Genomic DNA, 25,640 nt, shown 5'->3' with positions numbered 1-25,640 from the left:
AGTGCATACGCGGCCCCACGGGGTGATGAGCGCCATGTAGATAGGGCAGCGGACGAGTGATGTCTATTAAGTATGCCTAAACAGATAGAAACGGAATATCGAATGTCTACACGAAGAGACTTTCTGATCAAGGCCGGCATGATAACCGGCGGGAGTTTGCTCGGCCAGGGCGCCTGGAGCGCATCGAGCGCATCCAGCGCCGCAACCGGCACGACGCTCGTCGCGAATACGCTGCCGGAGCCCGCCGGTCTTGCAGCGGGATCGACGCCCGCCAATCCGACGAACGTGGTGTCCAGCAATCTGTTCGACGGCCTGATCACTTACGACGAAGCGTTTCGCCCCGTGCCGCAACTCGCCACGTCGTGGACCGAATCGGCGGATCGCCGCACCATCACGTTCACGTTACGCAACGACGTGAAATGGCACGACGGCGTGCCGTTCACATCGGCGGACGTGCAGTACTCGATCATGGAAGTCTCCAAGAAGGTCCATCCGATCGCACGGCCCACCTTCGCGCAGATCGTCGCGGTTGATACGCCCGATCCGCATACTGTCGTGTTCCGCCTTGCGCAGCCGTCGCCGGTCATCTGGTCGTATCTCGATACGTCTTCCGCGTTCATTTTCCCCAAGCATCTCTACGCCGGAACCGATCCACTGACGAATCCGTATAACGCCAAGCCGGTTGGCACGGGCGCGTTCGTGTTCAAGGAATGGAACCGCGGCAACTATATTCGCCTCGTGAAGAATCCGGATTACTGGGACAAAGGCAAGCCGCATGTCGATGAGCTGATTTTTCGCATCATCCCCGATGCGAGTGCGCGCAGCATCGCGTTGCAGAACGGCAATGTGCAATACGCGCCGCTCACGCCCGTGTCGCTCGTCGAAGCGCGGCGGCTCGAGCAGAATCCGGATCTGGTTATCGATACGAAAGGCTGGCGCTCGAACGCTCCCATGTTCTTCATGGACTTCAATCTGCGCCAGAAGCGGTTCCAGGATGTGCGCGTGCGTCAGGCAATCGCGCATGCGATCAACCTAAAGCAACTGACGAAGACGGTGTTCTACGACTTCGCGACGCCCGCCACGGGACCGGTTCCCAGTTATCAGTCGCGTTTTTACACGGCCGACACGCCGCAATATCCGTACGATCCAAAGAAGGCGGAGGCGCTGCTGGATGCCGCCGGATTCCCGCGTGGCGCTGACGGCGTGCGCATGCGCTTCAATCACTTGAACCATACCTACGGCGAGGATTTTCAGCGCGCGGGCCAGTTCATTCAGCAGCAGTTGAAGCGCATCGGCGTGGAAGTCACGCTGGAAAACTACGACCTGCCGACCTATCTGCGCAAGATCTACACCGACCACGACTTCGACACGATGAACGTGTTCTACGCTGCCTTCGCCGATCCGCAGATTGGCGTAATCCGCCGTTTCTGGTCGAAAAACATCATTAGCGGCGCGCCGTGGAGCAACGGTTCGGGCTACACGTCGCCGGAAATGGATGCGATTGTCGAAACGATCCAGACCGCGCAGGACCCCGAGCAGCGCACGCAGGCGATCCATCAGTTGCAGGTGCTTGCACAGCGCGATCTGCCATCGATCTCGCTGGCCGAACTGAAGTTCTTCCGGATCTATTCGCGCACACTTCAGAACGTCAACACGACGCCGATCGGCGTCTACGCGTCGCTTGATAGCGTCAATTTCGGTGCGCCTGCCCGTGGCTGATCTGCACGTTCGCGCAACCCGTGCGCGCCGCTCGGTGCCGTATCCGGTGCGCAGGCTGCTTCAGGCCGTGCCGCTCGTCGCGGTCATCGCCGTGATGAATTTCTTCTGGCTGCGGCTCGCACCCGGTGATCTCGCCGATGTCATGGCGGGCGAGGCGGGCGCGGCCACGCCCGAATATCTTGCCGCGCTACGTCACCAGTTCGGCACCGACCAGCCGCTCGGGCTGCAGTTTTTGGCGTACCTCGGGCGCATCGTTCATCTCGATCTGGGCTGGTCCTTCCGATACAACGAGTCCGTGCTGCAACTGATCATCGGCCGATTGCCCGCGACCGCGCTGCTGATGATTAGCGCGCTCGTGATCGCGCTTGTGCTCGGTTGCCTGGCGGGAACGATTGCGGCGGTATCGCGACACAGGTGGGTCGACGTTGCCGTGTCCATCCTGGCCACACTGGGCTTCGCGACACCGCTCTTCTGGCTCGGACTAATGCTGATGGTGTTGTTCTCCGCGCATCTGCACTGGCTGCCGGCAGGGGGCATCCTCACGCCCGGTGTTGCCGCGAGCGGCTGGGCGATGCTGCGCGATCTTGTGGCGCACATGGTGCTGCCGGTGTTCTGTCTCGCGGCGTATTACCTTGCGATCTATGCACGGCTCATGCGCGCCTCCGTGCTGGAAGTGAGCGGCCTCGATTTCGTGCGCACGGCGCGCGCGAAAGGTCTGTCGCGCGTCGCGACCATTCGTGCGCACGTCGTGCCGAACGCACTGCTGCCAATTGTCACGATGACCGCACTGCAGTTCGGCGCGCTCTTCAGCGGATCGGTCGCGATCGAAACGGTGTTCAGCTGGCCCGGCCTCGGGCAACTCGCGCTCGACGCCGTCGCCTCACGCGACCTGAACCTGCTGCTCGGCATTTTGTTCTTCAGTTCGGTGCTCGTGCTCGTCGTCAACCTGATCGTCGATCTTGCCTATGGCTGGTTCGACCCGCGTATCGAGGTGGAGCGATGAGCGATCTCGTGCTCGCAACCACGCGCTGGCCGCAGCGATTCTGGCAGCGCGTGACGCATGCACCCAGCCTGAGCGTCGGCACGCTGATGCTGTTGGCGGTGCTGGTGCTCGCGCTCGGCGCGCCTTGGCTGACCCATAACGATCCGCTCGATATGGTCGGGACGCCTTTCGTGTGGCCGGGTTCCGACCCGGCGTTTCCGCTCGGCACCGACATGATGGGCCGCGACATGTTCAGCGGTATTGCGTACGGCGCGCGGGTGTCGCTCGAAATCGGTGTGGCGGCGGGCTTGCTTGCCACGCTTGCAGGTCTCGTGATCGGCGCGGTGGCAGGCTTCTACGGCGGTCTCGTCGACAACCTGCTGATGCGGCTCACCGAACTGTTCCAGACCATGCCGGCGCTCCTCTTCACCATCGTGCTGGTCGTCGTGTTGCATCCGAGCGTGCCGACTATCGTGCTAGGTGTTGCACTGACGAACTGGCCGCAGGTCGCGCGGCTCGTGCGCGCCGAAGCGCTGCGGGTCAGCCGTATGGAATTCATCGAGGCGGCCGTCGTCATCGGAATGACGAAACGGCGCATCGTGTTCATGCATGTGCTGCCGAACGTGGCGACCACCGCCATCGTGATGCTGTCGATTCTCGCGGGCAATGCGATTCTGACCGAAGCCGTGCTGTCGTTTCTCGGTCTGGGCGACCCGAACGTGATCACCTGGGGCAGCATGATCGGCTCGGGCCGGGAGGCGCTGCAAACGGCGTGGTACATGACCGCGTTGCCGGGCGGCGCGGTGCTGCTCACGGTCCTCGCGCTGAACCTCGTTGGCAATGGGCTTAACGATCTGGCGAATCCGCATCGCAGGAGGACGCGATGAGCACCGCGCCTCTGCTCGTCGTGGAAGACTTGAACATTGCGTTTGATACCGGGCGTGGCCTCAAGCCGGCGTCTGCGGTGAGCGGGTTGTCGCTTAGCATTCGCCCGGGCGAGACGCTCGCGCTGGTGGGCGAATCAGGCTGCGGAAAATCCACGACCGCGTTAGCGCTGATGGGCCTGCTCGATAGCGAGCGCACACGCGTGAGCGCAACGCGTTTGCAGTTTGCGGGCACTGACTTGCTCGATCTCCCGGAACCGTCGTGGCGTCAACTGCGGGGTGGCCGGATCGGCATGATCTTTCAGGACCCGATGGCTTCACTCAACCCGGTCCGCACGGTCGGCCAGCAGATCGGCGAGGCGCTGAAACTGCATCAGGGTCTGGCACGGCGCGCCGCGCTCAGCGAGACGCTGGCGCTGCTACGTCAGGTGGGCATTCCGGAACCGGCGCGGCGTGTGGATGACTATCCGCACCGGCTCTCGGGCGGCATGCGTCAGCGCGTGCTGATTGCGATGGCCCTCGCGGGGCGTCCCCAACTGCTTATCGCCGATGAACCCACCACTGCACTCGACGTGACGATTCAGGCACAGATTCTTGCGCTGCTCGCGACACTTCAGCAACAGACCGGCATGGCGCTGCTGCTGATCACGCATGACCTGGGGATCGTGGGCCAGATCGCGCATCGTGTGGCGGTCATGTACGCCGGACGCAAGATCGAGGAGCGGCCTGTCGCCCCATTGTTCGACGACCCTCGCCATCCCTATACGCAACGCCTGCTCGCCGCTCGTCCTCGGCGCGACAGCGCGCGCACTCGGCTCGCCGAGATAGCAGGCGTGGTGCCTGCGCCCGGCACGGTCGCAAATGGCTGCGCGTTCGCGCCGCGCTGTGAGCTTGCACAGGCAGCATGCCGCGAAGCGGTGCCTGCGTGGCGTCGGCTCGGCGACGGCGGCGTGAGCTGCATCGTCAACGCAAACCCCGCTGGCGTGGCGCCGGACAGAATCCGCCTTGCGGAAGTGGTGGCGGAAGGTGCGGCGGAAGGGAAGAGCGATGCTGCTTGACATCGAGAATTTAAGCGTTTGCTATCGGACCCGGCGCGGCGTGCTGAACGCCGTCGATGACCTGTCGCTTGGCGTGGCGCGGGGCGAAACGCTGGGACTCGTGGGTGAATCGGGTTGCGGAAAAAGCTCGCTCGGGCGTGCGATCGTGGGACTGGTCGATCTGGCCGGCGGCACCGTGCGGCTCGACGGCAAGGACATCAACGGACTCACGCACCGGCAATCGCTGACATGGCGACGACGCATGCAGATGGTCTTCCAGGACCCGCTGAGCGCGCTCGATCCACGCAAGACCGTGCGCAGGACACTGACCATTCCGCTCGACGTTCATCGTATCGGTACCTCGGCGGAACGGCGCGAGCGCGTCGATGCGCTCTTGCATCGGGTCGGTCTTGCGCCGGCGCTTGCCGGCCGGCTGCCGCACGAGCTATCGGGCGGCCAGCGGCAGCGCGTCAATATCGCCCGTGCGCTGAGTCTCGATCCCGACGTGCTGATTTGCGACGAACCCGTGTCTGCGCTGGATGTCTCGCTGCAGGCACAGGTGCTCAATCTGCTTGCGGACCTGCAGCGCGAGCGTGCGATCACGGGGCTTTTCATCAGCCACGATCTCGCGGCAGTGAGCTATGTGGCCGATCGCATTGCGGTGATGTATCTCGGCCAGATCGTCGAAATCCTTTCACGCGATGAACTCTGGCGTCACGCGGCGCATCCCTATACGCAACTGCTGATCGAATCGATTCCGGGGCGGGGCGCGCGCCTGCCCATGCCTTCTTCGGCGGAACTGCCGAATCCTTATGCGCCGCCTCGCGGCTGCCGCTTCGAGCAGCGTTGCCCGCGAGCGATGCCAGTGTGCCGGGAGACGCCGCCCGCGCTGAGCGAGCTAGGCGGCGAGCATGTCGTCGCGTGTCATCTGTACGACGACATCGCGCTGCCGCCGTCGTCTGCCGGCAAAACGTGGCCGATCCATGAAGTTACCGAAACCACCGCTTCCAGGAGTATTTGAGTTGATCACCCGTCGTCAGTTTTTTCAGATGGCCGCAGCAGCAGCGGTTGCCCCCGTCGTGCCGGGCGTGGCATTCGCGAGCGAGGCCACGCAGAGCGTCGCAAACGAGGCCGCGCAGAGCGACGTGCTGCAGGCCGTGATCGTGCCGGAACCGGCGGGCTGGGTGGCCGGGCTGAACATCTCGAATCCGGCGGTGATCGTGTCCGTCAATCTGTTCGATGGCCTCGTCACCTACGACGACGCTTTCCACCCCGTGCCGCAACTCGCGCAGTCCTGGGACGAATCGGCGGATCGCAAGACGATCACGTTTCATCTTCGTCACGACGTCAAATGGCACGACGGCAAGCCATTCACATCAGCCGATGTTCAGTACTCCCTGATGGAAGTCACGAAGCATTTTCATCCGCGCGGCAATGCGACGTTCGCGACACTCGACGCCGTCGATACTCCGGATGACCACACGGCTGTGTTCCGGTTTTCGTCGCCCGTGCCAGCCGTGTGGTCGGCGCTCGGCGGTTACGAGACGCAGATCTTGCCCAAGCATCTCTATGCCGGAAGCCAGCCGCTCACGAATCCGCTCAACGCGCATCCTGTAGGCAATGGGCCGTACGTTTTCAAGGAATGGGTGCGCGGCAACTACGTGGTGCTGGAGCGCAATCTGGACTACTGGGACAAGGCGAACCAGCCCCATTTTGCGCGCATCGTGTTCCGGATCATTCCGGATCAGGGCGCGCGGCTGACTGCGCTCCAGTCCGGCGAATTGCGCTATGCGCCGACTGACGCCGTTGCGTTGCCCGATCTCGTCCGGTTGCGCAGCGACTCGCGTTTTGTCGTGTCGAGTCATGTGTTCGATGGCATCGCGCCCATCTCGTTCCTCGATTTCAATCTGCGTCGCAAGCCCTTTCAGGATCTTCGCGTTCGTCAGGCCATCGCGCATGCGATCAACCGCGACGCCCTGGCGAAAGTCGTGTGGTACGGACTCGCTAAAACGGCGCAGGGTCCGATCCCGAGTTATCAGACCCGCTTTTTCAAGCCGGGCCTGCCGCAGTACGACTACGATCCGGCCCGCGCCGAAGCGCTGCTCGACGCCGCGGGTTTGCGCCGGGGCGCGGACGGCGTGCGGCTGCGCATCAACAATCTGCCGCTGCCGTTCGGCAACCAGTACGTCCTGACCGCGCAATTTATCCAGGCGGAGCTGCGCCATATCGGCGTGGAAATGTCGCTCGTGCCAACCGACGTGCCGACGTTCAACCGCCGCGTCTACGCGGACTATGACTTCGATACGACCATCAACTGGTACTCAGCCTTCGCCGATCCGCAGCTTGGCGTGACGCGCCGTTACTGGACCAAGGCCATCAAGCCGGGTTCGACATCGAGCAATGCGACGGGCTATTCCACGCCCGAGATGGACCGTGCAATCGAAGGGCTGGTGTCGGTCAGCGACCCAGTGGCGCGCAAGCCTTTCATTGACCAGTTGCAGCAGATTGCGCAGGAACAGGTGCCTTCCGTCAACCTGCTCGAACTGCATTTCTACGCGATCCATGCGACGAGCATTGGCGGCTTCAGCAATTCGCCGATGGGCGCCTATTCGTCACTCGCGTCCGTGCGCGAAGCCTGACGCCCACTACCCATTCACGCTTCACCTTTCTATCCGGTGCGTTATGTCGATTCCGTCTCCCGCCAGTTTCCCTGATAGCCCGCTTTCTCGTGCGCTCGCCCAGCCGCTGATGCTTGGTCTCTTCTTGCCGATCCAGAGCGGCGGCTGGTCCATGTCGACCCTGCCGCGCACGACCGACTGGACCTTCGAGTACAACGCGCGCCTCACGCGCCATGCCGAGGCGCTCGGCTTCGACCTGGTCTTCGGTCTCGCGCAATGGCTGGGCAAAGACGGTCATGGCGGCGACATGCGTTACCGCCGCGAATCGCTCGACTCGTTCATGACGCTCGCGTCACTCGCGTCGATCACCGAGCGCATCCTGCTGATATCGACGCTGCACATTCTCTATGGCAACTGGCATCCGCTGCATCTCGCGAAATTCGGCGCGACGCTCGACCATATCTCCGGCGGCCGCTGGGGCCTGAACATGGTCACGGGGCATTCGATCGATGAAGCCGAGATGTTTGGCCGCGACGGTCACTTCGAGCACGACACGCGCTACGAAATGGCCGCCGAGTTCGTGGACCTGATGCAGCAACTCTGGTCGCTCGATGACAACCTGACCTTCGACGGCAAGTGGTATCGCACGCGCAATGCGTTCGTTTCGCCGAAGCCGCGCTTTGGGCGCCCGGTGCTCGTGAACGCGACGAGTTCTGCTGCCGGGATCGACTACGCCGCGAAGCATTCGGACCTGATCTTTATTACGAGTTCCGCCGGCGCGCAGATCGACGCGGCGCTGGATGTGCTGCCCGCACACACCGCGCAGGTTCAGGCGGCGGCGCGAGCGAATGGCCGCGAGGTCCGCACGCTCATCAATCCGACGATCGTCTGCCGTCCGACCGAGCGCGAGGCGCACGCTTATCTCGACGCGATCGCGTCGCACGCGGATTTCGGGGCGGTCGATGGTTTCACGGGTCGCCGCAGCGACGCGAAAGCCTGGAAAAACCATCAACGCGAGCAGCGCGTGCTGGGAGGCAACATCCAGATCATCGGTTCGCCGGAACACGTGGTGGACGACCTGCTGCGGTTGAAGGCGGCGGGTATTGACGGCGTCCAGCTGACGTTCTTCGATTTCGAGCCGGATCTCAAATATTTCGGCGAGGCTGTCCTGCCGCTGATGGAACAGGCCGGACTCAGAGTGCGCGTGCAATCGGACGCGTGAACGCCACATCATTTTTTAAGGAATCCTAGAGATGGGAACGACCGATTCGACATTGACGGCCGCATTACGTGACAGCGCCGTGCAACCTGGCTCACCCGAACTGCGTGAACTAGTGGCGGCCATCGCGGCAGGCGCCGAAGCTCGCGAGCGTGGCGAGGCCGACGCGCACGAGCCAATCGCACTCGCGCGCGCAGCGCGTCTGGGCGTGTTCCGTTTGCCCAAAGAGGAGGGCGGGGCAGGCGCCACGCTGCCGCAGTTGTACGAGCTGGTGCTGGATCTGGCCGAGGCCGATTCGAACATTCCGCACATCCTGCGCAATCACTTCGCGTTTATCGAAAAGGCGTTGCGCGCGCGCCATCTACCGCAATACCAGCGATGGAACCATCTCGTGCAGGACGGCGGTCTCTTCGGTCTCGGCGCGAGCGAACTCGGTACGCAGCATATCGGCGACGGCGACGGCAACACGCGGCTCGAGCCTGCGGAAAGCGGTTATCGGCTGACGGGGACGAAGTACTACAGCACGGGGAATCTTTACTTCGATCACATCATTGTGAATGCCAAGACGCCGGACGGTCGGTTCGTCGGCGCGCGCGTCTCGGTCAGGCAGCCGGGCGTCGATGTGCGGGATGACTGGGATGGCATTGGCCAGCGCAACACGGCGAGCGGCACGACGGTGTTCACGAATGTCGAAGTCGCGGCGGTTGACGTGCTCGTTCTCGCAGACGATACGAAGATCGCGCATCAGGCTACCTTCGCACAGCTTTATCTCACGACGATCGTCGCGGGCATCCTGCGGCGCATTGCGAAGGACGCCGTGACGCTCGTGCAGAAGCGCGAACGCAACTACTACCACGCGGTGGCCGCGCGTCCCGCCGACGACCCTCTATTGCAGGAAGCTGTTGGCGAGTTGCAAAGCGCGGCGTTCGTGGCCGAGGCCGCGGTGCTGAACGCAGCAAGCGTGCTTGGCTCGGCGTTCGACAGCGTGCTGGCGGGCAAGCCCGACGAAGCGTTGTTCGTTGAAGCCGCGCTGCGCAGTGCGAAGGCCAAGGTCGTGATCGATCAACTGGCGCTCCAGTCGGCAACCCGGCTATTCGATGTCGGCGGCGCGTCCGCCGCGCGCCAGGCCGCGCAACTTGATCGCCACTGGCGCAACATCCGCACGATCGCCTCGCACAACCCCGGTCTCTACAAGGCGCGCGCCATTGGCAACCATGCGGTCAACGGCGTGCCTTTGCCTTCCGCGGCGTTCTTCTGAGCCGTCATTCCCTATCGCTAAATCAAACAAGGCCACCTCACGATGAGTCACGCGACCACACCATCGATCACTCCCGCCGCATTGCGCGCCGCGCTGGCCGAACGCCGCGAACTTGCCATTCTCGATGTCCGCGAGGAGGGCGTCACGGCACGCCGCCGCCTGTTCTATTCGTCCATCGCGCCGGTTGGACGTCTGGGCCTGCTCGTCGGGCAACTGGTGCCACGCTTTGCCACGCCCATCGTCCTGGTCGATGAAGCGGGCGAATATACGTCGCGCGCGGCGGCCTTGCTGGCAGGCTTCGGTTATACGGACGTGTCGATACTCGCGGGCGGCGTGAGCGGCTGGGAAGCGGCCGGATTCGAAGTGTTCAGCGGCACCAACGTGCCGGGCAAGGCGTTCGGCGAGGTGATCGAGCATCGGCTGAAAACGCCGAACATCGATGCATTGACGCTCAAGCGGTTGCAGGACGCAGGCGAGGATCTCGTTGTGCTCGACAGCCGTCCGTTCCCCGAATTCAAGACGATGAACATTCCGGGCGGCGTCGAATGCGCGGGCGCTGAACTGGTCTATCGCGCGCTCGCGGCGGCGCCGTCGCCCGAGACGCTGATCGTGGTGAATTGCGCCGGGCGCACGCGCAGCATTCTGGGCGCGCAATCGCTCGTGAACGCGGGCATTCCGAATCCGGTCGCCGCACTCTCCGGGGGATCGATGTCGTGGCTGTTGTCAGGCCTCGACCTTGAACACGGCCAGATTCGCACGGCGCCTCGTGCCGAAGGCGCTGCGCTTGAACAGGCGCGCACGCTGGCCAAGCGCGCCGCCGCGCGAGCAGGCGTGGTCGAGATCGATCGCGCCACACTGACGTGCTTCGAAGCCGAAGCGAGTGTGCAGACGCTGTACCGGTTCGATGTCCGCGATCCGCTGGAGTACGTTGCGGGTCATCGCGCGGGCTGGCGTTCGGCGCCCGGCGGCCAGCTCGTTCAGGCCACCGATGAATACGTCGGCACGCTCCATGCCCGCGTCGTTCTCGCCGACGACGACGGCGTGCGCGCACGCATGACGGCGTCGTGGCTCGTGCAACTGGGCTATCTCAACGTGTTCGTGCTTGCCGACGACGACCCGCACTTGGCGCTCGAAACCGGCCCCGAGCCGGTGCCGATATTCGGTACGCCTGAGCGTACGCGCTGGATCAACGCCGACCAGCTTGCGCTCGCACTAGAGGCAGGCGGCGCGCAGGTCGTGGACGTGGACAGCAGCCTCGCGTTTCGCACCGCGCATATTGCCGGGGCGCGCTTCGTGGCGGCGAGCGCGCTGGAAGATTGGCTGGACCGGCTCGGCCCACGGGACGACCCGTCGCGACAGCTTGTCCTCACGTCCTCCGACGGCGTCCTCGCCGGGCTGCTCGCCAGCCAGTTGCGCGGGCGTATCGACGGTGTGGCGGCGCTCCTTGGCGGCACGCAGCGCTGGCTGTCGCTCGGTCTGCCGCACACCGCCGGCGACGAAGGCAACCTCACCGGCGACGACGACGCGTGGTACAGCCCGTATCACCACGCCCCTGACCAGGCGGCGAAGCAGATGCAGATTTATCTCGCGTGGGAGTTGCAACTGGTCGGGCAGCTCGAACGCGATGGCATTGCGTCGATCGACGTGATCGATTTCGACACGCCAACGCACGCTCGCAGCGAACAGCGCCTCGCGGCGCTGCAAGGCTCGCCCAACCTCTTGTAAAGCGATAAACCCATGCGTGCGCCACGAACCTTGCATCTGAACACCAACATCACCGGCACGGGCCGTCATCCGGCCGGCTGGCGTACGCTCGACAACGCGAAGTCGATCATCGATCTCCAATTTTTCACCGAGATCGCGCAGACCGCGGAGCGTGGCAAGCTCGACGCCGTGTTTCTCTCCGATGCCGTTGCGTTAAGCGGCCACGCGCACGGACCGGCCCAGTCGCTCGAACCCACCGTGCTCCTCACCGCGCTCGCGGGTGTTACGCGACACGTCGGCCTGATCGGCACGGCATCGACTACTTTCAACGATCCATACAACCTCGCGCGGCGTTTTGCGTCGGTGGATCATTTGAGCGCAGGCCGGGTTGCCTGGAACGCCGTGACGACCTACGACCCGAACGCGGCAGCTAACTTCAGCATGTCGGGCGCTCCGGATAAAGCGGCGCGTTATGCGCGTGCCGAGGAATTTGTCGATGTCGTGCTGAAGCTGTGGGATAGCTGGGAAGACGACGCGCTGATCGTCGACCGCGCGAGCGGACGCTACGCCGATCCGGCTCGCGTGCATGCGATCGAACACGCCGGCCATCACTTCCAGGTGCGCGGGCCGCTCAATCTTCCGCGCAGTCCACAAGGACGGCCGGTGCTCGTGCAGGCCGGCGGATCGGAGGCGGGCGTCGCGCTCGCCGCCCGTTACGCCGATGCGGTCTTCACCGCGCAGACCACGTTCGAGGGTGCGCAGGAATTTTATGGCGACATCAAGGCGCGCGCCGTGGCGCAGGGACGTCATGCCGATCATCTGCTCGTGCTGCCGGGGCTGTATCCCGTCATTGGCGGGACGCTGGCCGAAGCGCGCCAGCGCAAGGCCGACATGGACTCGCTGCTTGATCGCCGCGCCGAACTCGCCAAGTTCGCGCGTGCGCTGGGTATCGACGTTGACGATCTGCAACTGGACGCACCGTTGCCCTACGCATTAATCGACAAAGGCAACCGCGCCGATGTCTCCAACGGATTCATCCGTGCGACCGTCCTGCTAGCACGCAGCGACAACCTGACGGTGCGCGATTTGCTGGACCGCAATCCCGGCGCACATCGGATGATCGTGGGCACGCCCGAGACGATCGCGGACGATATTGAACGCTGGTTCACCGGTCGTGCCGCCGATGGCTTCAACCTCAACGCGGACGTGTTCCCTTCAGGGCTCGCGGCGTTCGTCGATCACGTAGTGCCGCTATTGCAGCGCAAGGGCATCTTCCGCCGCGATTACGAAGGCACCACCTTGCGCGAACACTACGGGCTTGCGCGTCCGGCAAGCCGCTATGCCGATCTCGATGCACGCCTGATCGAGCACACGCCTGGAGCGCTTTCGTGAACGCTATTGAGTGCCATTCCTTGTCTTCGTATCGGTCACTCAATTCATTTATTTCATTTCAAAGGTGCTTATGTCTAGCAGAGAATCCACTTTGAAGGCGACTGCCGCACCGGATCTTGCTCCACCGGCGTTGGCGCCGGCGCCGCGTCGCGTGATATTGCGCGAGCCGCTCTTGCGGGCCGTCGTGCCGGTGCTGCTGATTGTCGTGTGGCAACTTGTTTCGTCCCTGGGACTGGCCAGCGAGTTCGTGCTGCCTGCGCCCGCGTCGGTGCTCGCGGCTTATCGGGAGCTGTGGCAGTCCGGCGATCTCCAGGATGCGCTGAGGATATCGCTGGCACGTGCGGCCGTGGGTTTGCTGATCGGTGGCGGGGCGGGCTTGCTGCTCGGCGTGGCGGCGGGTCTGAGCAAGTCCGCCGAGCGCGGCTTCGATACCGTCCTGCAGATGGTGCGGACTATTCCATTCATCGCGCTCGTGCCTATTTTTGTGGTGTGGTTCGGCATTGGCGAAGTGTCCAAGATCGCGCTGATCGTGGGCGCGGCCATCTCGCCGATGTATCTCAGCACTTATCACGCCATACGCGGCATCGACCCGAAGTTGCTGGAACTCGGGCGCACGTTTCGGCTGTCGCGCGCGCATCAGATCCGGCTCATCATCCTGCCGACGGCGTTACCCGGCATTCTCGTGGGCGTGCGCTATTCGGCAGCCATTGCGCTGCTGGCGCTGGTCGCGGCCGAACAGATCAACGCGAACGCGGGCATTGGCTACATCCTGAATAACGCGAATCAATTTCAGCGCACGGACATCATCATCGCGGGCATTCTGGTCTATGCGGTTCTCGGGATCGGCGTGGATGCGTTGCTGCGTTTCATTGAACGCAAGGTTCTGGTCTGGAGGGCGGCTCATGTCTGAACTCGCTTATCAAACGGAGCATGAGGCCACGCCCGTCGTTGCAAGGCTGTCCGGCGTGCGGAAGCGCTATGGTGAGAACACGGTGCTCGATAACGTCGATATCACCGTTCGAAAGGGAGAGGTGGTCGCGCTGGTCGGGCCGTCGGGTACGGGCAAGACCACGGTGCTGCGCCTGCTCGCCGGGCTCGAATCGGCGTCGGGCGGCAGGACGGAAGTGACCGGCAACACGTCGGTTGTATTTCAGGAGCCGCGTTTGATTCAGGCGCTGCGCGTATGGAAGAACGTCCTTCTCGACGATTCCCTCAAGCCTGATGCGCGCGAACGCGCGCTCACCGCGCTGCAGGACGTCGGCCTCGAAGACAAACTGGAAAGCTGGCCCGTGAGTCTTTCGGGCGGACAGGCACAGCGCGTGGCGGTTGCACGGGCGCTGTATCGCCGTCCCGATCTCATGCTGCTTGACGAACCGTTCAGCGCGCTTGACGCGTTTACCCGCCGCAGCATCCAGAGCCTCGTGCTGAAGCTATGGGCGAAATACCGCTTCGGCGTTGTGATCGTCACGCACGATCTCGATGAGGCACTGCTGCTTGCGGACCGCATCGTGATCTTGTCGAAAGGGCGGATCTGTCACGAGACGCACGTCGATCTGGCGCGCGAGCGCGACGTGACATCGCCAGAGTTCAATTCACTTAAACGCGACCTGCTCAGGCAGTTCTCGCTCAGTCTCTCCTGACGTTTTTCAATCGACTTTCTCCATCGCTCATTTTCCACAGATCAACCAAGGTATTTATGTCGCTGATGAAATCTTTGCTCGCCGGCCTGGCGGGTCTCTTCGCCGTTACCGCGTTGACACTTTCCGGCACGGCCGGTGCCCAGAATGCGCCGGACCTGAAAAGCACCAAGCTCGTGATTGCGTATCAAGACCCGGCATTCCCCGCGATGATCCGCAAGTCCGGCGTGGTCAACGGGACGCCATACCAGATCGAATGGGTACTGCTGACTGGGCCCGCCGCCAATCTGTCCGCGCTGTATGCAAACCGCATCGACCTGGGGCATATGGGCGACACGTCGCTCACGATCGAACAGGCCAACGCGCGCACCGATTGGACGAAGGATTCGACACCGCTGCATATTGTCGCCGCGTGGCGCAACGCCTATTCGAAGGATTATCCGCCGGTCATCACGGCGGTTCGTTCAAGCGCGAACATCAAGAACGTGCAGGAGATCAAAGGCCACAAGGTCGGCTACAACTATGGCGGCTACAACCATTCACAATACCTCGCGACGCTGGTCAAGGCCGGCGTGACGGAAAAGGACATTGATGCCATCAAGTTCGCCGATGGCGCGACGTCAGCGGCAGGTTTCAATGCGGGCGAAGTCGACGTGTACGCAGGCGCGCTCGGCCCCATACTGCCGACCATCAAGTCGGGCGCGGGCACTATTCTGCTGCGCGACCGCGACACGCAGATTCCGGCGCTCAACGTATGGACCACGACGTCGGCGGTGCTGAAGGACCCGGCGAAGACGGCTGCGCTTCAGGATTTTTTCTCGCGTCTTTCAGGTTATTGGGCGTGGCATGACGCGCACCGCGACGAGGTGATCGGCATTCTGAAGGACACGCTGAAAATCTCCGACGAGCGCGCGGCGTTCGAATATGAAGTGCGCAGTGGCAGCTTCGTCAAGTTCGACAAAGGTCTGATCGATCAAGAGCAGAAGATCGCCGACATCTTGTACGACGGCCATGCAATCAAGAAGAAGGTCAAGGTCGATGTCGAATATGATCCGCAATTCAACGCCGCGCAGAAAGCGGTCTGGCCGATCAAGGCCAAGGATTGATTGTTTAAGAAAGGCGTCTTGTCGCTCACGCATGGCGCAATCTTCGTTCGACGCGATTCCGTCAATCCAGATGCCATGTCCAGCGTGGAGTAGAGCGGTCAAATCAATACGAGCAATCGCACTTTAAATGACAAAAGTTCGGGGGGCGGTTGCAAATTTGGGGAGCGGTTATTAAAGCGGTAACGTTCAAGAGGTTCTGTCGCGATAAGACAGCACGCTACGATTTACGCCGATAAACAGAGCCAATACCCGTTGGGACAGACCCTTACGCTGGCCTTAGCGCGTGTGTTTAAGCGCCTTCACTATTCGTTTGACGAAATGCTGATGTGCGTGCGCCGGTATGAGCTTGATGTAACGCATGGCTTATCTCCCGATAAAGTTACGTCATAGCGACGTGTTCGTCGCCAAAGAAAGCACTTTAGGCGCAGAGATCCGGACGGTGAATGCTTGAAAAGCCGCTTTACTTGCGCAATAGTGCGGACATGCCAAACGATCTGTTTTCCAATGTCCTCACGCTGGTGGGCGCTCAAACCGTCCTCGCCGGTGGCTTCGCTGCTGGCGATCCATGGGCCTTGCGCTTTTCGGCACCCGACAAGATCAAATTCGCTGCTTTGGTCAAGGGCGCATGCTGGCTGCGTGTCGAGGGCGACGACCTGGCAACCGCGTCGAAACGGGAGACGTGGTGCTCCTTTCCGCGAAACGCGCGTTCGTGCTCGCAAGTGACCTTGCGATTGCACCGCTCGATGCGAAATCTCTATTTTTCGGACCGGGGAAGAAATTTGTGACACTCGGCGATGGACAAGACTGTGTCCAGTTAGGCGGATACATCGTGCTCGACTCAGTGAACGGGGATTTTCTCGCCACCGCAATGCCGCCGTTGATTCATGTCCAGGCGTCGTCCGCCCATGCAGCAGACCTGAAATGGCTGATCGAGAGGCTCGTCCGCGAGCAGGCCGAGGAAAAACCCGGCTCGGGTACAGCGTCCACGCAACTCGCACAGTTGATGTTTATCGAACTACTGCGCGCTCATCTTGCGGCTTCCGGAGAATTTCCTGCTGGTTGGCTGCGGGCGCTAGGCGATTCGCGGCTTGTCCCCGCACTGCGCATGATGCACGGAGAGCCAGGTCGAATGGCAACTAAACGAGCTCGCGGGAGAGTGCACGATGTGGCTGACGTACGTTCGCGCTGACAAGATCGCAGAGAGCTTGCCGGCCAGGGCATGGCGGCGTCTCTCGGCAGGCGCGGGCGCCAAAGATGAGCGTCTGTACGACTGGGCGCTTACTCCGCTTTGGCGTTTGCAGATCACGCCTGAGGAACGCCGCTTCGGGCATTACCTGCTGGTGAGGCGCAGCCTGGATGAGAGGCGCGAACATGCTTACTACGTCGTCTACGCCACGGCGCAAGGCTACACGGCAGACGTTGGTCAGCGTCGCGGGCCGTAGGTGGGAGATCGAGATTGGCTTTGAAGCAGCCAAGGGCGAATGCGGACTTGATCAGTATGAAGTGCGTCGATGGCAGGGCTGGTATCGCCATATCACTCTCGCGCTGCTCGCTCACGCCATGCTTGCCGTCTTTCGGGTACGTGGTAAAAAAAACGCCTGACGGCGTGGTTCCACTCAGCGTACAGGAGATCCGTCGGCTGCTGTGGCGAACAATCTGGTCGATCGACCATATCCTGTCATGGTCAATCTGGCGCCGAACCCACCAGTGCCGGGCGCAACAAGCCCACTATCGCAAGCTCGGCTGTACACCACCGTGAATAAATGGTTACCGCTGTAGTACTAAGCTTTAGCAATCGAAATTGCACACTACCAACGTCAGATCGACAACTCAAACCGACAAAACACACGTGTCTTTGCGAATGCCAACGCTGACGTCGCGCACGATTGCTAACAGCTTCGCTAACTGATTAGAGTGGAAAGGTCTCGCCGGGCAGCGCCAATATTTTCGTTTCCGTCAGACCTAAGCTTTCAAGCACAGAGAGTAGCTCCTTTTTTGAAATGCTTTGACAACATCGATATTCAGTCTATGATAATACTCAAGAAGCGCCACAGGCAACGCCCCAAACACTGCTCGACCAACTGCTCCGGTATTTTTGACCAGGAGAGGCAAAAAAGCCCATCTAGCCATACAGGCTCGATGGGCTTTTTTTTCGACCATATTGTTAATGAATAGGCATGAAATGACAGTTCGCACGGCGATTCCCGTTGGGCTTCTGTGTTCGACCACTGGCGACTACGGAAACATTGGTCGAGCGATGCTTTCCGGCGCGCTGCTGGCCGTTCGTCAGGTCAATGAGGATCCGTCTTTTCCCTTCTGTCTTAAACCGGTCGAAGCAGATCCCGGTGGGCGCCTGGAAGGATACTTTGCGCTAAGCCGGGAGTTGGTTGAAAATCAAAAAATCGGCCATGTCGTTGGGTGCTATACATCATCGAGCCGGAAGGAAGTCATTCCGGTTTTTGAACGTGCGGATGCCTTGCTTTGGTATCCATCGCACTACGAAGGCTTCGAGTGCAGCGATAGTGTGGTCTACCTTGGCGCTGCACCGAACCAACACATCGTACCGCTAGCGGGGTACATGATGTCAGCGCACGGCAAGCGCGTGTATTCACTCGGCTCTAACTATGTATGGTCTTGGGAATGTAATCGCGTGATGCGAGACATTGTTGAGTCGAACGGCGGTCGAATCTTGGCAGAGCGGCATATTGAGCTGGGAGGAACGGACCTGCAACGCGTGATGCAAGAGATTCATGATTTGAAGCCCGACTTCATATTTTCGTCAGTGATTGGAGCGACAACAGCTGCGCTTCTGGTTGCGTACAGCGAACAACGATTGCAGTGGTCGGATAAAACGGCTAAGCATCCTCCTATCGCTAGCTGCAACATCTCTGAAATGGAACTCAATGCGGCGCCGCGAGACGCAAGGGCCGGGCATATCGCTTCGTCGGTGTACTTTCAAAGCGTAGAGACGAATGCCAATCACGAATTTCTAAACGCTTACCACGCTCAATTTGGTCAATCTGGCGTGACGGTGTCAGACGCAGAAGCGTCGTACATCGCTGTACATCTGCTGGCGCGGGCTGTTAGGGCTTGTGGTTCGGCAGAACCAGGGAAAGTGCGCGAAGCCGTGACTGCGTGCCGATTTGATGCGCCTCAAGGCCCTGTCTGGGTCGACGGTGAGAATCGCCATACGTTCCTTACTCCTCGGCTCGCCAGGTCCAATCAGTCCGGACAATTTGAGATTATTCACACGGCGCCCGAGCCGGTCAAACCCGATCCTTACCTTGTCTGGTTTGATGCGAAACGGGACGCGCACGGTTGGTCGACGGACCAGTACGCGCTGAACGAAAAGCCGCACCGGAAATTGAGGGCAGTGTGATGAAAACAACGTCCATGCCCGTGTTCAGAGGTCGCTATGCGTTGATCGTGCACAAGGACGACCGAGATAGGCGAGCGCTGGAATCGCAGCTAGCGCGTTTAGGTATGACGGTCGATTGCAGAACGAGCGTAACAGGTGTGGATTGGCCAGCGGTGCAGGTTTGTTTTTTCGACGCTGATACGCATCGAAGGCACGCATTTCCTTGGGTTGCCGGCAAGCCGAGTATTCCATTGATCGCACTGATTGGCCTGGAAACTCCCGAACGCATTCACTGGAGCTTTTTGCAAGGGATTTCCGCGTTTCTAGTCAAGCCGATTCGGTCGAATGGTACGTATCTCGCATTGATGCAGGCTGAACACGTGCACCAACAAAATGGCGCGACGGATTTGGAACTTAACGATTTAAAAGATCGTGTGAAATCCCGACGTATTGTGTTCAAGGCGCTGGTGCAGACAATGAAGCGGTGCAACCTCAGTGAAGATCAAGCCTTTGACCGCATTCGAGAAATTAGCATGAATCACGCAATATCAATTGAAGAGCTATGCGTCGCCCTCGTATGCGGAGAATCTCTCGATGACTGGAAAACGAACGACTCCGGAACAGGTTGAGGCCGGGCATAGTTTCAACCATTAACATTTTTCCTTTCCTGACACATGCGATGAACTGGCTCAAAACATCTATCATGCACACGCGCGGCGTTGCGCGTGGCGAAGTTGGCAAAACCCACGAACTTTCGGAGGAACGCCAGGCGGAATTTCACTACACAATTGGACCGTACTCCACTCCTGTTTTGACTATCGCCCCGGGAGACAGGGTGGTCGTCGACACATTGGATGCGTACGAAGGCAAGCTCAAGACGGAAAAAGACCTTCCGAGCCGGCATCTGAGGATTCCTTTTCTGAATCCACAAAACGGCCCGATTATGGTGAACGGCGCCGAAAAAGGTGACGTTCTCGCCGTGTACATCGAATCGATGCTGCCGCGAGGGGACAATCCACGTGGGACGACGTGTCTTATTCCTGGCTTTGGAGCGCTTACAGGAACCGACTATACGGCGATTCTTAACGACCCGTTACCCGAAATAACGCGTAAGGTCGACCTCGACGAGGAGGGCGTGTACTGGAGCAAACGAGTGCGACTGCCATACAAACCGCACATCGGAACTCTCAGTGTTTCGCCAGAGATAGATTCGATCAATTCACTGACGCCGGACAATCATGGGGGCAACATGGATGTTCCGGACATGGGTCCGGGGAGCATCACCTATCTGCCGGTCCGATCACCTGGGGCTAGATTGTTCATTGGGGACGCGCATGCCTGCCAGGGTGACGGTGAGCTTTGCGGCACGGCAGTCGAGTTTGCGAGTCGCACGACTATCCATATTGATCTAATAAAGAGCTGGCAGATCGCATGGCCGCGCCTCGAAACCGAAGATCTGTTAATGACAATAGGGAGTGCCCGACCTTTGGAAGATGCAACTCGCATAGCCTACAAAGAGCTCGTTCTTTGGATGGCTGCGGAATATGGATTTGACAAATGGGATGCGTACATGATTCTTAGCCAAGTTGGAAAGGTCCGGCTGGGAAATTTCGTTGACCCAAAATATTCAGTTGGAGCTGCCATACAAAAGCATTATCTGAAGAGTTAGCTAGACGGAAAACTTTATGCAGAAGTGTGTTGACACGATTTTTTTGTAGCTTGTAAATTAAGCCATAGATGAAGTAGCAGTTGTTAGGAAGAAAGCAGATTTTGGCGGACTTCTTCTGATTTTACTAACTTGCCTTGCGTGGACGCGCTAGGCGTGGCGACAAAGCCCTTTGCACTTTGTAAGTGCGAAGGGCTTTTTTTTCAAGTTCTGAACGCTGAAATGTTCGCTTGGAGAGCTAGCCCAGACCAATTCGCCCATTAGCTGCGACGCGGTCAAATTGTCCAACGTTGCAATTCTCTCTTTTTGAGACGCGTCGCTCTGTGTATCTAAGTGACGACAAGTTTTACGCGAGCTCGATAGAGACGGTGTTAGCGCTTTCGAGTGTCGATCTAGTTATCGACAAGCGTGTGTCGCCTTTGTTGCCTTAATCGATTAACCGACACTTTCGCTCATAAAGTAGCGTCGACCTAGTAGCTTCGCGATTGGCGTTGCGCGATGAACAGTTCACGCTGGGCTCTACCAATTAGACGCCACCCGCTTTGCGATCGTAAAAGTCGCCGACGACTATTAAACGCCTAAGGATGAACAGTCATGACTTCCGCGCTCCCTAAATCTATCGAAGAGCTTGTCGTCGCTTGCAACGTGACCAAAATGTTTGGCCCAGTGGCGGCATTGAAGGACGCGTCGTTGACCTTGCGATGTGGCGAGGTGCACGCGCTAGTTGGTGTCAACGGTGCAGGTAAATCGACGTTGTCGCGAATCCTAAGCGGCCATGTGCGCCGTACCGAAGGGACGCTTCTTCTTCGTGGCGAGGAAGTTGACTTTGCCTCCCCGAGAGAAGCGATGCGCCGAGGCGTTTCACTCGTGATGCAAGAAACGAGCATCGCTCCCGACATGTCTGTCATGGAAAACGTGTGCCTTCCTCGCTTCGGGATTCAGGGGGCTATCCAGTGGGCTCAAATGCGTTCATTGACCCGGGAAATTTTGGAGGAGCTGGGGCAGGCGGCGCAGATATCGCTCACCAAACGAGCAGGCGACCTTTCTATGGCGCAGCGTCAGATCATTGAAATCGGGCGAGCGTTACAGCAGGATTCGGATCTCATCATCTTTGACGAACCAACCGCCTCATTGTCGCCAACAGAGGTATCGAGCCTTTTTGTAGTCATGCGGATGTTGCGTTCGCGCGGGAAAGCGCTTGCATTTGTGTCACACCGGCTTGAAGAGATTTTCGATATCACCGACGCGGTAACAGTGATGCGTGACGGTCGGACGATAGAGGCGAGCGTACCAATTGCGAGCCTCACGCCGAATAGTCTTGTTCGGATGATGGTCGGTCGAGACATCGAGAATCTTTACGAGCGCAAACATCCCACAGGGCAAGAATTAGCTAAGCGCCAGCCTTTGCTTACAGTGCGAAATTTGGCTTGTGCGCCCGCTGTCAAAGACGTTTCCTTCACGCTACACGCGGGGGAAATTTTAGGCCTTGCTGGCTTGGTTGGCGCGGGCAGGTCGGAGACGCTTGAAACGCTCTTTGGTCTAAGGCGTCGAGACAGCGGTGAAGTGATTTTGAACGGCGCCCCGTTTAATGCACGCACGCCGAAAGCTGCAGTTTCAATGGGGCTCGGAATGATCGGTGAAGATAGGAGAAGGCAGGGAATCATCCCCGATTTTTCAGTGACTGAGAACCTGCTGCTTGCTCATCTTGGACACGACCGTGATTTTCGACGTAACTACCAAAAGCATCGCGACGCTATTCGTGCGCTGTTGACTGAGCTCGACATGCCAGCGCATGTGCTAGACGCACCGATATTGGGTTTAAGTGGCGGACAACAACAAAAAATCATTTTTGCAAGATGGCTGCTTCTGAGCCCGATGGTGCTGTTGCTCGATGAACCGACGCGTGGGGTGGACATCGGAACACGAAACGTCATTTACCAAATCATTCGGAAAATCGCAGATAAGGGCGTCGGCGTAATTTGTGTTTCATCCGACTTTGAAGAGGTGCTTGGTCTCGCTGACCGAATTGTGGTATTGAGCGACGGCTCATCAGTCGCCGAAACATCGAGCGAACTGCTCGATCCGGAAATTCTAACGATGCTATCGGCACCTCGTTCATCGGCTAGCGGGTTGCGCAAGGTGCTCAACGACGTGGCCCAATTTGCGGGTGGATGCGCTTATTGGTTCCAAGTCGAGCGGGATACGGTGTTCTGCTTTGACAAGGCAGGAGATGAAGCTCTTGACATCGGTGTGCAACCGAACCGTTTTCCGCTAATTCACGACACGGGGATCTTTACGGCATTGCAGAAGCTCGACATAGCCAGCTCGTATTGCAAAGACGAACATTTCTCGACCATCAGTTTTCCTGTGTGTAACCAGAATGGCCATGGTTTTGGTTACATCGGCAGCACGGTCGATAGCCAGTCAATTCGTTGCAGCTCGGACGAGCTCTGGATGCGCGTTGAGGAGAGCATGCGTCAGTTTTGTGGTTCTCAACTTCAGATACGGCAATGTGAGAAGGAATCAACAGTATGAAAGTCCTATCAACCAATGCGGAAAAGGCGCAAATGTCTACACACTCCTGGCCAGCGATAAGGGCCTTCGCATATCGATTTCAGATCGAGTGCCGAATGTTTGCTGTACTCGTCGTCCTTACCATCGTTATATCCGTCGTATCGCCGCACTTTCTGTCATACGGAAACGTTGCGAATCTAATGGATCAATCGGTCGTAACGGGCATCGTCGCGATCGGACAAACGTTTGTGATTCTTGTTGCAGGCATCGACCTGTCGGTCGGTGCGTTGACCGGGATCTCGTCAGTGGTCCTTGGGCTTGCGATGACATCAACGGGGCTTCCTGTGCCCGTGGCGATGCTTGCGGCATTAGTTTGCGGGGGCTTACTAGGGTTGGTTAATGGCGTCCTCGCGACTTTCGGAAAAATCGCGCCGTTCATTGTGACGCTTGGCATGATGTCTATCGGACGGTCGCTCGCCTACATCGTTAGTAACGGAAACGCGATTTCGTCGCTGCCGGATTCCTTTGCTGTTCTCGGTTCATCTGAGCTCTTCGGATTGCCGCTGAATTTCCTGTTCGTGGTCATTCTGTTCGCGCTCGCATGGGCCTATCTTTCGTTCACAAAAGGTGGGCGAACGATTTACGCCATCGGCTCGAACATTGAGGCAGCGCGAGCAAGCGGGCTAAAAGTATCGTTCTATATGTTGCTCGCATATGTACTTTCTGGCGTTCTCTCAGGCGTTGCTGGCGTGATGTTGAGTTCACGTTTGATGTCGATTGACCCCGTTGCCGGGACAGGCCTTGAGCTCGATGCGGTCGCCGCTGTCGTCATTGGCGGGGCAAGCCTATTCGGCGGACGCGGTTCGATGATCGGAACGTTTTTAGGTGTTGTGATCATGGTCATGATCCGCAACGCACTGAATCTTTTGAATGTTGGTCCGTATTGGCAGGGCAGCGCCATCGGGGCAATCATCATTATCGCGGTGCTGGCCGAGCGTTTCGCCTCGAGTCGCACGAGCCGAAACCCAGTAAAGCATTGAAATCCTCAACCTTTATTTTTTCCCGTCTGGAGCTTACATGAAACGTCTTTTAAACTTTATTGGTCGTCGCTGTGCGACTACTTTGATGATCGCAACGATCGGCGTTTCGGCCATCGAATCGCCACAAGCGTTCGCTGATGGGACAGGGGCGGCTGGAAAGCACATCGCCTATCTGGCACCAAGTTTTGATATCCCGTTCTGGCGGACTGTGTCGAAAGCCGTTACCGAGACCGCCAAAAATGATGGTGGAACGGTGACAAGCTACGATTCGCATAACGATGCAGCGACGCAACTGAAGAACGTTCAAGATGCCATCGCTCAAGGCGTGGCGGGTATTGTCCTTTCGCCGACCGATTCGTCGACGGCACCGAGCGTGCTTGCCGTAGCCGCTCGCGCCAAAGTACCGGTTGTCATTGCGGACATCGGAACGAATTCGGGGGAATATGTCTCATTCGTCGTCTCCGACAATGAAACTGGCGCGTATGAAACTGGCAAGAAACTTGCGCAAGAGCTTAAAGCAAAAGGCTGGGAGAAGGGAGGATACGGCATCTGCACGATTTCACTTGCGCGACAAATCGGACAATGGCGTACTGAAGGATTCCGACGGGCGATGAGAGAAGCAGGCGTAAAGGAAGTTGCGCTGAACCAAATGCAGCGTTACACGACCGATGAAACCTTTCGCTTCGTTCAGGACATGATGACCGCTCACCCGGACATGCATGCAGTGTTCGTTGAGATTGATCAGCCGGTGCTCGGCGCCGCTCGCGCTATTCATGTAGCACACAGGGAAAACGACGTGGCTCTGGCTGGATTCGACGGTCTGCCGGAATTTGTCGACATGTTGGAAAATGGCTCATTGGTCGTTGCCGGCATGCAGCAGCCGTATATGATGGGGCAAAAATCTGTCGAGGCGCTTGTCGATCATTGGGCGGGGAAGGCATCGCCAAAAAAGATTGTCCTGCCGATGACAATCGTGACGAAGGACAACGTCCAGCAGCTTTTGCCCACATTGCAAAAAATGACCTTCCCGAGCGCCAACTGACGTGTATCAAAAAGGATGAATCATGCCAAAACCTCATTCTGGACCGACCGAAACTGACCCAGCTTTGCGTGTGAAAGCTCTCGAAACCTTATTAATCGAGAAGGGTTTAGTCGATGCCGCAACCCTGGACGCGTTCATTGACGTCTAGTTATCCGAGACGATAACCATCGACAAAAGCGGCGCTAATCTGGCTGCGCTGCACGGGGTGAACTCCGAGCGGGAGACGCCCATCACGATCCGTCAAGTCAAGTACCTGAATAACGTGGTCGAGCAAGACCATCGGGCCATCAAACGCATCACCCGACCGATGCTGGGCTTCAAGGATTTTCGTTGCGCCCGCATAATCCTGTCCGGCATCGAAGTAATGCATATGATCAGGAAGGGGCAAATGAAAACCGATAATGGAAGCCGTCCATCCGCCGCCGAGCAATTTTATTCGATGGTTATGTGAGCAGTCCTTGTCA

At 59.3% G+C, this 25,640-nt stretch carries 19 protein-coding genes and 4 pseudogenes; all 23 read left to right on the top strand.

The features are described from left to right. The first annotated feature begins 102 nt into the window (after nucleotides 1-102). Complete coding sequence (locus ACSQ36_RS26385; protein ID WP_436184242.1) at nucleotides 103-1,719, top strand: ABC transporter substrate-binding protein; 1,617 nt, start codon at nucleotides 103-105, stop codon at nucleotides 1,717-1,719. After that, on the top strand, nucleotides 1,712-2,722 hold the full coding sequence (locus tag ACSQ36_RS26380; protein WP_436184241.1) for an ABC transporter permease: 1,011 nt from the start codon (nucleotides 1,712-1,714) through the stop codon (nucleotides 2,720-2,722). Before ACSQ36_RS26385 ends, ACSQ36_RS26380 begins: the two co-directional genes overlap by 8 nt. Beyond that, on the top strand, nucleotides 2,719-3,588 hold the full coding sequence (locus ACSQ36_RS26375; protein ID WP_436184240.1) for an ABC transporter permease: 870 nt from the start codon (nucleotides 2,719-2,721) through the stop codon (nucleotides 3,586-3,588). The genes ACSQ36_RS26380 and ACSQ36_RS26375 overlap by 4 nt, the downstream gene beginning before the upstream one ends. Continuing rightward, nucleotides 3,585-4,643, top strand: coding sequence for an ABC transporter ATP-binding protein (locus ACSQ36_RS26370; protein WP_436184239.1), 1,059 nt, complete (start codon nucleotides 3,585-3,587; stop codon nucleotides 4,641-4,643). Before ACSQ36_RS26375 ends, ACSQ36_RS26370 begins: the two co-directional genes overlap by 4 nt. Next, on the top strand, nucleotides 4,633-5,643 hold the full coding sequence (locus ACSQ36_RS26365) for an ABC transporter ATP-binding protein (protein WP_436184238.1): 1,011 nt from the start codon (nucleotides 4,633-4,635) through the stop codon (nucleotides 5,641-5,643). Before ACSQ36_RS26370 ends, ACSQ36_RS26365 begins: the two co-directional genes overlap by 11 nt. Nucleotide 5,644: 1 nt before the next feature. Continuing rightward, the gene (locus ACSQ36_RS26360) at nucleotides 5,645-7,261 is read left to right on the top strand and encodes an ABC transporter substrate-binding protein (RefSeq protein ID WP_436184237.1); all 1,617 of its coding nucleotides are present in this window, start codon (nucleotides 5,645-5,647) and stop codon (nucleotides 7,259-7,261) included. Between the two features lie 43 nt (nucleotides 7,262-7,304). Further along, nucleotides 7,305-8,462: an LLM class flavin-dependent oxidoreductase gene (locus ACSQ36_RS26355; RefSeq protein ID WP_436184236.1), complete on the top strand. Its 1,158-nt coding sequence runs from the start codon at nucleotides 7,305-7,307 to the stop codon at nucleotides 8,460-8,462. Nucleotides 8,463-8,493: 31 nt separating this feature from the next. After that, nucleotides 8,494-9,717: an acyl-CoA dehydrogenase gene (locus tag ACSQ36_RS26350; RefSeq protein ID WP_436184235.1), complete on the top strand. Its 1,224-nt coding sequence runs from the start codon at nucleotides 8,494-8,496 to the stop codon at nucleotides 9,715-9,717. A gap of 42 nt (nucleotides 9,718-9,759) precedes the next feature. Further along, on the top strand, nucleotides 9,760-11,442 hold the full coding sequence (locus tag ACSQ36_RS26345) for a rhodanese-like domain-containing protein (RefSeq protein WP_436184234.1): 1,683 nt from the start codon (nucleotides 9,760-9,762) through the stop codon (nucleotides 11,440-11,442). Between the two features lie 12 nt (nucleotides 11,443-11,454). Then, a complete protein-coding gene (locus ACSQ36_RS26340; protein WP_436184233.1) occupies nucleotides 11,455-12,813 on the top strand; it encodes an LLM class flavin-dependent oxidoreductase in 1,359 nt (452 codons plus the stop codon). Between the two features lie 70 nt (nucleotides 12,814-12,883). Then, the gene (locus ACSQ36_RS26335; protein ID WP_436184232.1) at nucleotides 12,884-13,723 is read left to right on the top strand and encodes an ABC transporter permease; all 840 of its coding nucleotides are present in this window, start codon (nucleotides 12,884-12,886) and stop codon (nucleotides 13,721-13,723) included. Next, on the top strand, nucleotides 13,716-14,453 hold the full coding sequence (locus ACSQ36_RS26330; protein WP_436184231.1) for an ABC transporter ATP-binding protein: 738 nt from the start codon (nucleotides 13,716-13,718) through the stop codon (nucleotides 14,451-14,453). The genes ACSQ36_RS26335 and ACSQ36_RS26330 overlap by 8 nt, the downstream gene beginning before the upstream one ends. 65 nt (nucleotides 14,454-14,518) lie before the next feature. After that, on the top strand, nucleotides 14,519-15,556 hold the full coding sequence (locus ACSQ36_RS26325; RefSeq protein WP_436184230.1) for an ABC transporter substrate-binding protein: 1,038 nt from the start codon (nucleotides 14,519-14,521) through the stop codon (nucleotides 15,554-15,556). Between the two features lie 252 nt (nucleotides 15,557-15,808). Continuing rightward, nucleotides 15,809-15,940 (top strand): annotated as a pseudogene (locus ACSQ36_RS26320) (IS6 family transposase); the annotation flags it as partial. A 59-nt stretch (nucleotides 15,941-15,999) separates the two neighbouring features. Further along, nucleotides 16,000-16,745 (top strand): annotated as a pseudogene (locus tag ACSQ36_RS26315) (cupin domain-containing protein). Beyond that, nucleotides 16,732-17,158, top strand: a pseudogene (locus tag ACSQ36_RS26310) (transposase); the annotation flags it as partial. The pseudogenes ACSQ36_RS26315 and ACSQ36_RS26310, both read left to right, overlap by 14 nt. 565 nt (nucleotides 17,159-17,723) lie before the next feature. Further along, nucleotides 17,724-18,935: a transporter substrate-binding domain-containing protein gene (locus tag ACSQ36_RS26305; RefSeq protein WP_436184229.1), complete on the top strand. Its 1,212-nt coding sequence runs from the start codon at nucleotides 17,724-17,726 to the stop codon at nucleotides 18,933-18,935. Next, nucleotides 18,935-19,543, top strand: coding sequence for an ANTAR domain-containing response regulator (locus ACSQ36_RS26300; RefSeq protein ID WP_436184228.1), 609 nt, complete (start codon nucleotides 18,935-18,937; stop codon nucleotides 19,541-19,543). Before ACSQ36_RS26305 ends, ACSQ36_RS26300 begins: the two co-directional genes overlap by 1 nt. A 50-nt stretch (nucleotides 19,544-19,593) precedes the next feature. Next, entirely contained in the window at nucleotides 19,594-20,583 is a 990-nt protein-coding gene (locus tag ACSQ36_RS26295; protein ID WP_436184227.1) for an acetamidase/formamidase family protein, read from the top strand. A 591-nt stretch (nucleotides 20,584-21,174) separates the two neighbouring features. Further along, entirely contained in the window at nucleotides 21,175-23,115 is a 1,941-nt protein-coding gene (locus ACSQ36_RS26290; RefSeq protein ID WP_436184226.1) for a sugar ABC transporter ATP-binding protein, read from the top strand. A 95-nt stretch (nucleotides 23,116-23,210) separates the two neighbouring features. After that, a complete protein-coding gene (locus tag ACSQ36_RS26285) occupies nucleotides 23,211-24,134 on the top strand; it encodes an ABC transporter permease (RefSeq protein ID WP_436184225.1) in 924 nt (307 codons plus the stop codon). Between the two features lie 37 nt (nucleotides 24,135-24,171). After that, nucleotides 24,172-25,176: a substrate-binding domain-containing protein gene (locus tag ACSQ36_RS26280; RefSeq protein WP_436184224.1), complete on the top strand. Its 1,005-nt coding sequence runs from the start codon at nucleotides 24,172-24,174 to the stop codon at nucleotides 25,174-25,176. A gap of 154 nt (nucleotides 25,177-25,330) precedes the next feature. Further along, nucleotides 25,331-25,627, top strand: a pseudogene (locus ACSQ36_RS26275) (DDE-type integrase/transposase/recombinase); the annotation flags it as partial. Nucleotides 25,628-25,640: the final 13 nt, after the last annotated feature.

This window comes from Caballeronia sp. LjRoot34 (assembly GCF_964253815.1).
In the GTDB taxonomy this organism is placed as follows: Bacteria; Pseudomonadota; Gammaproteobacteria; order Burkholderiales; family Burkholderiaceae; genus Caballeronia.
This window is presented reverse-complemented; position numbering and strand designations above follow the sequence as displayed.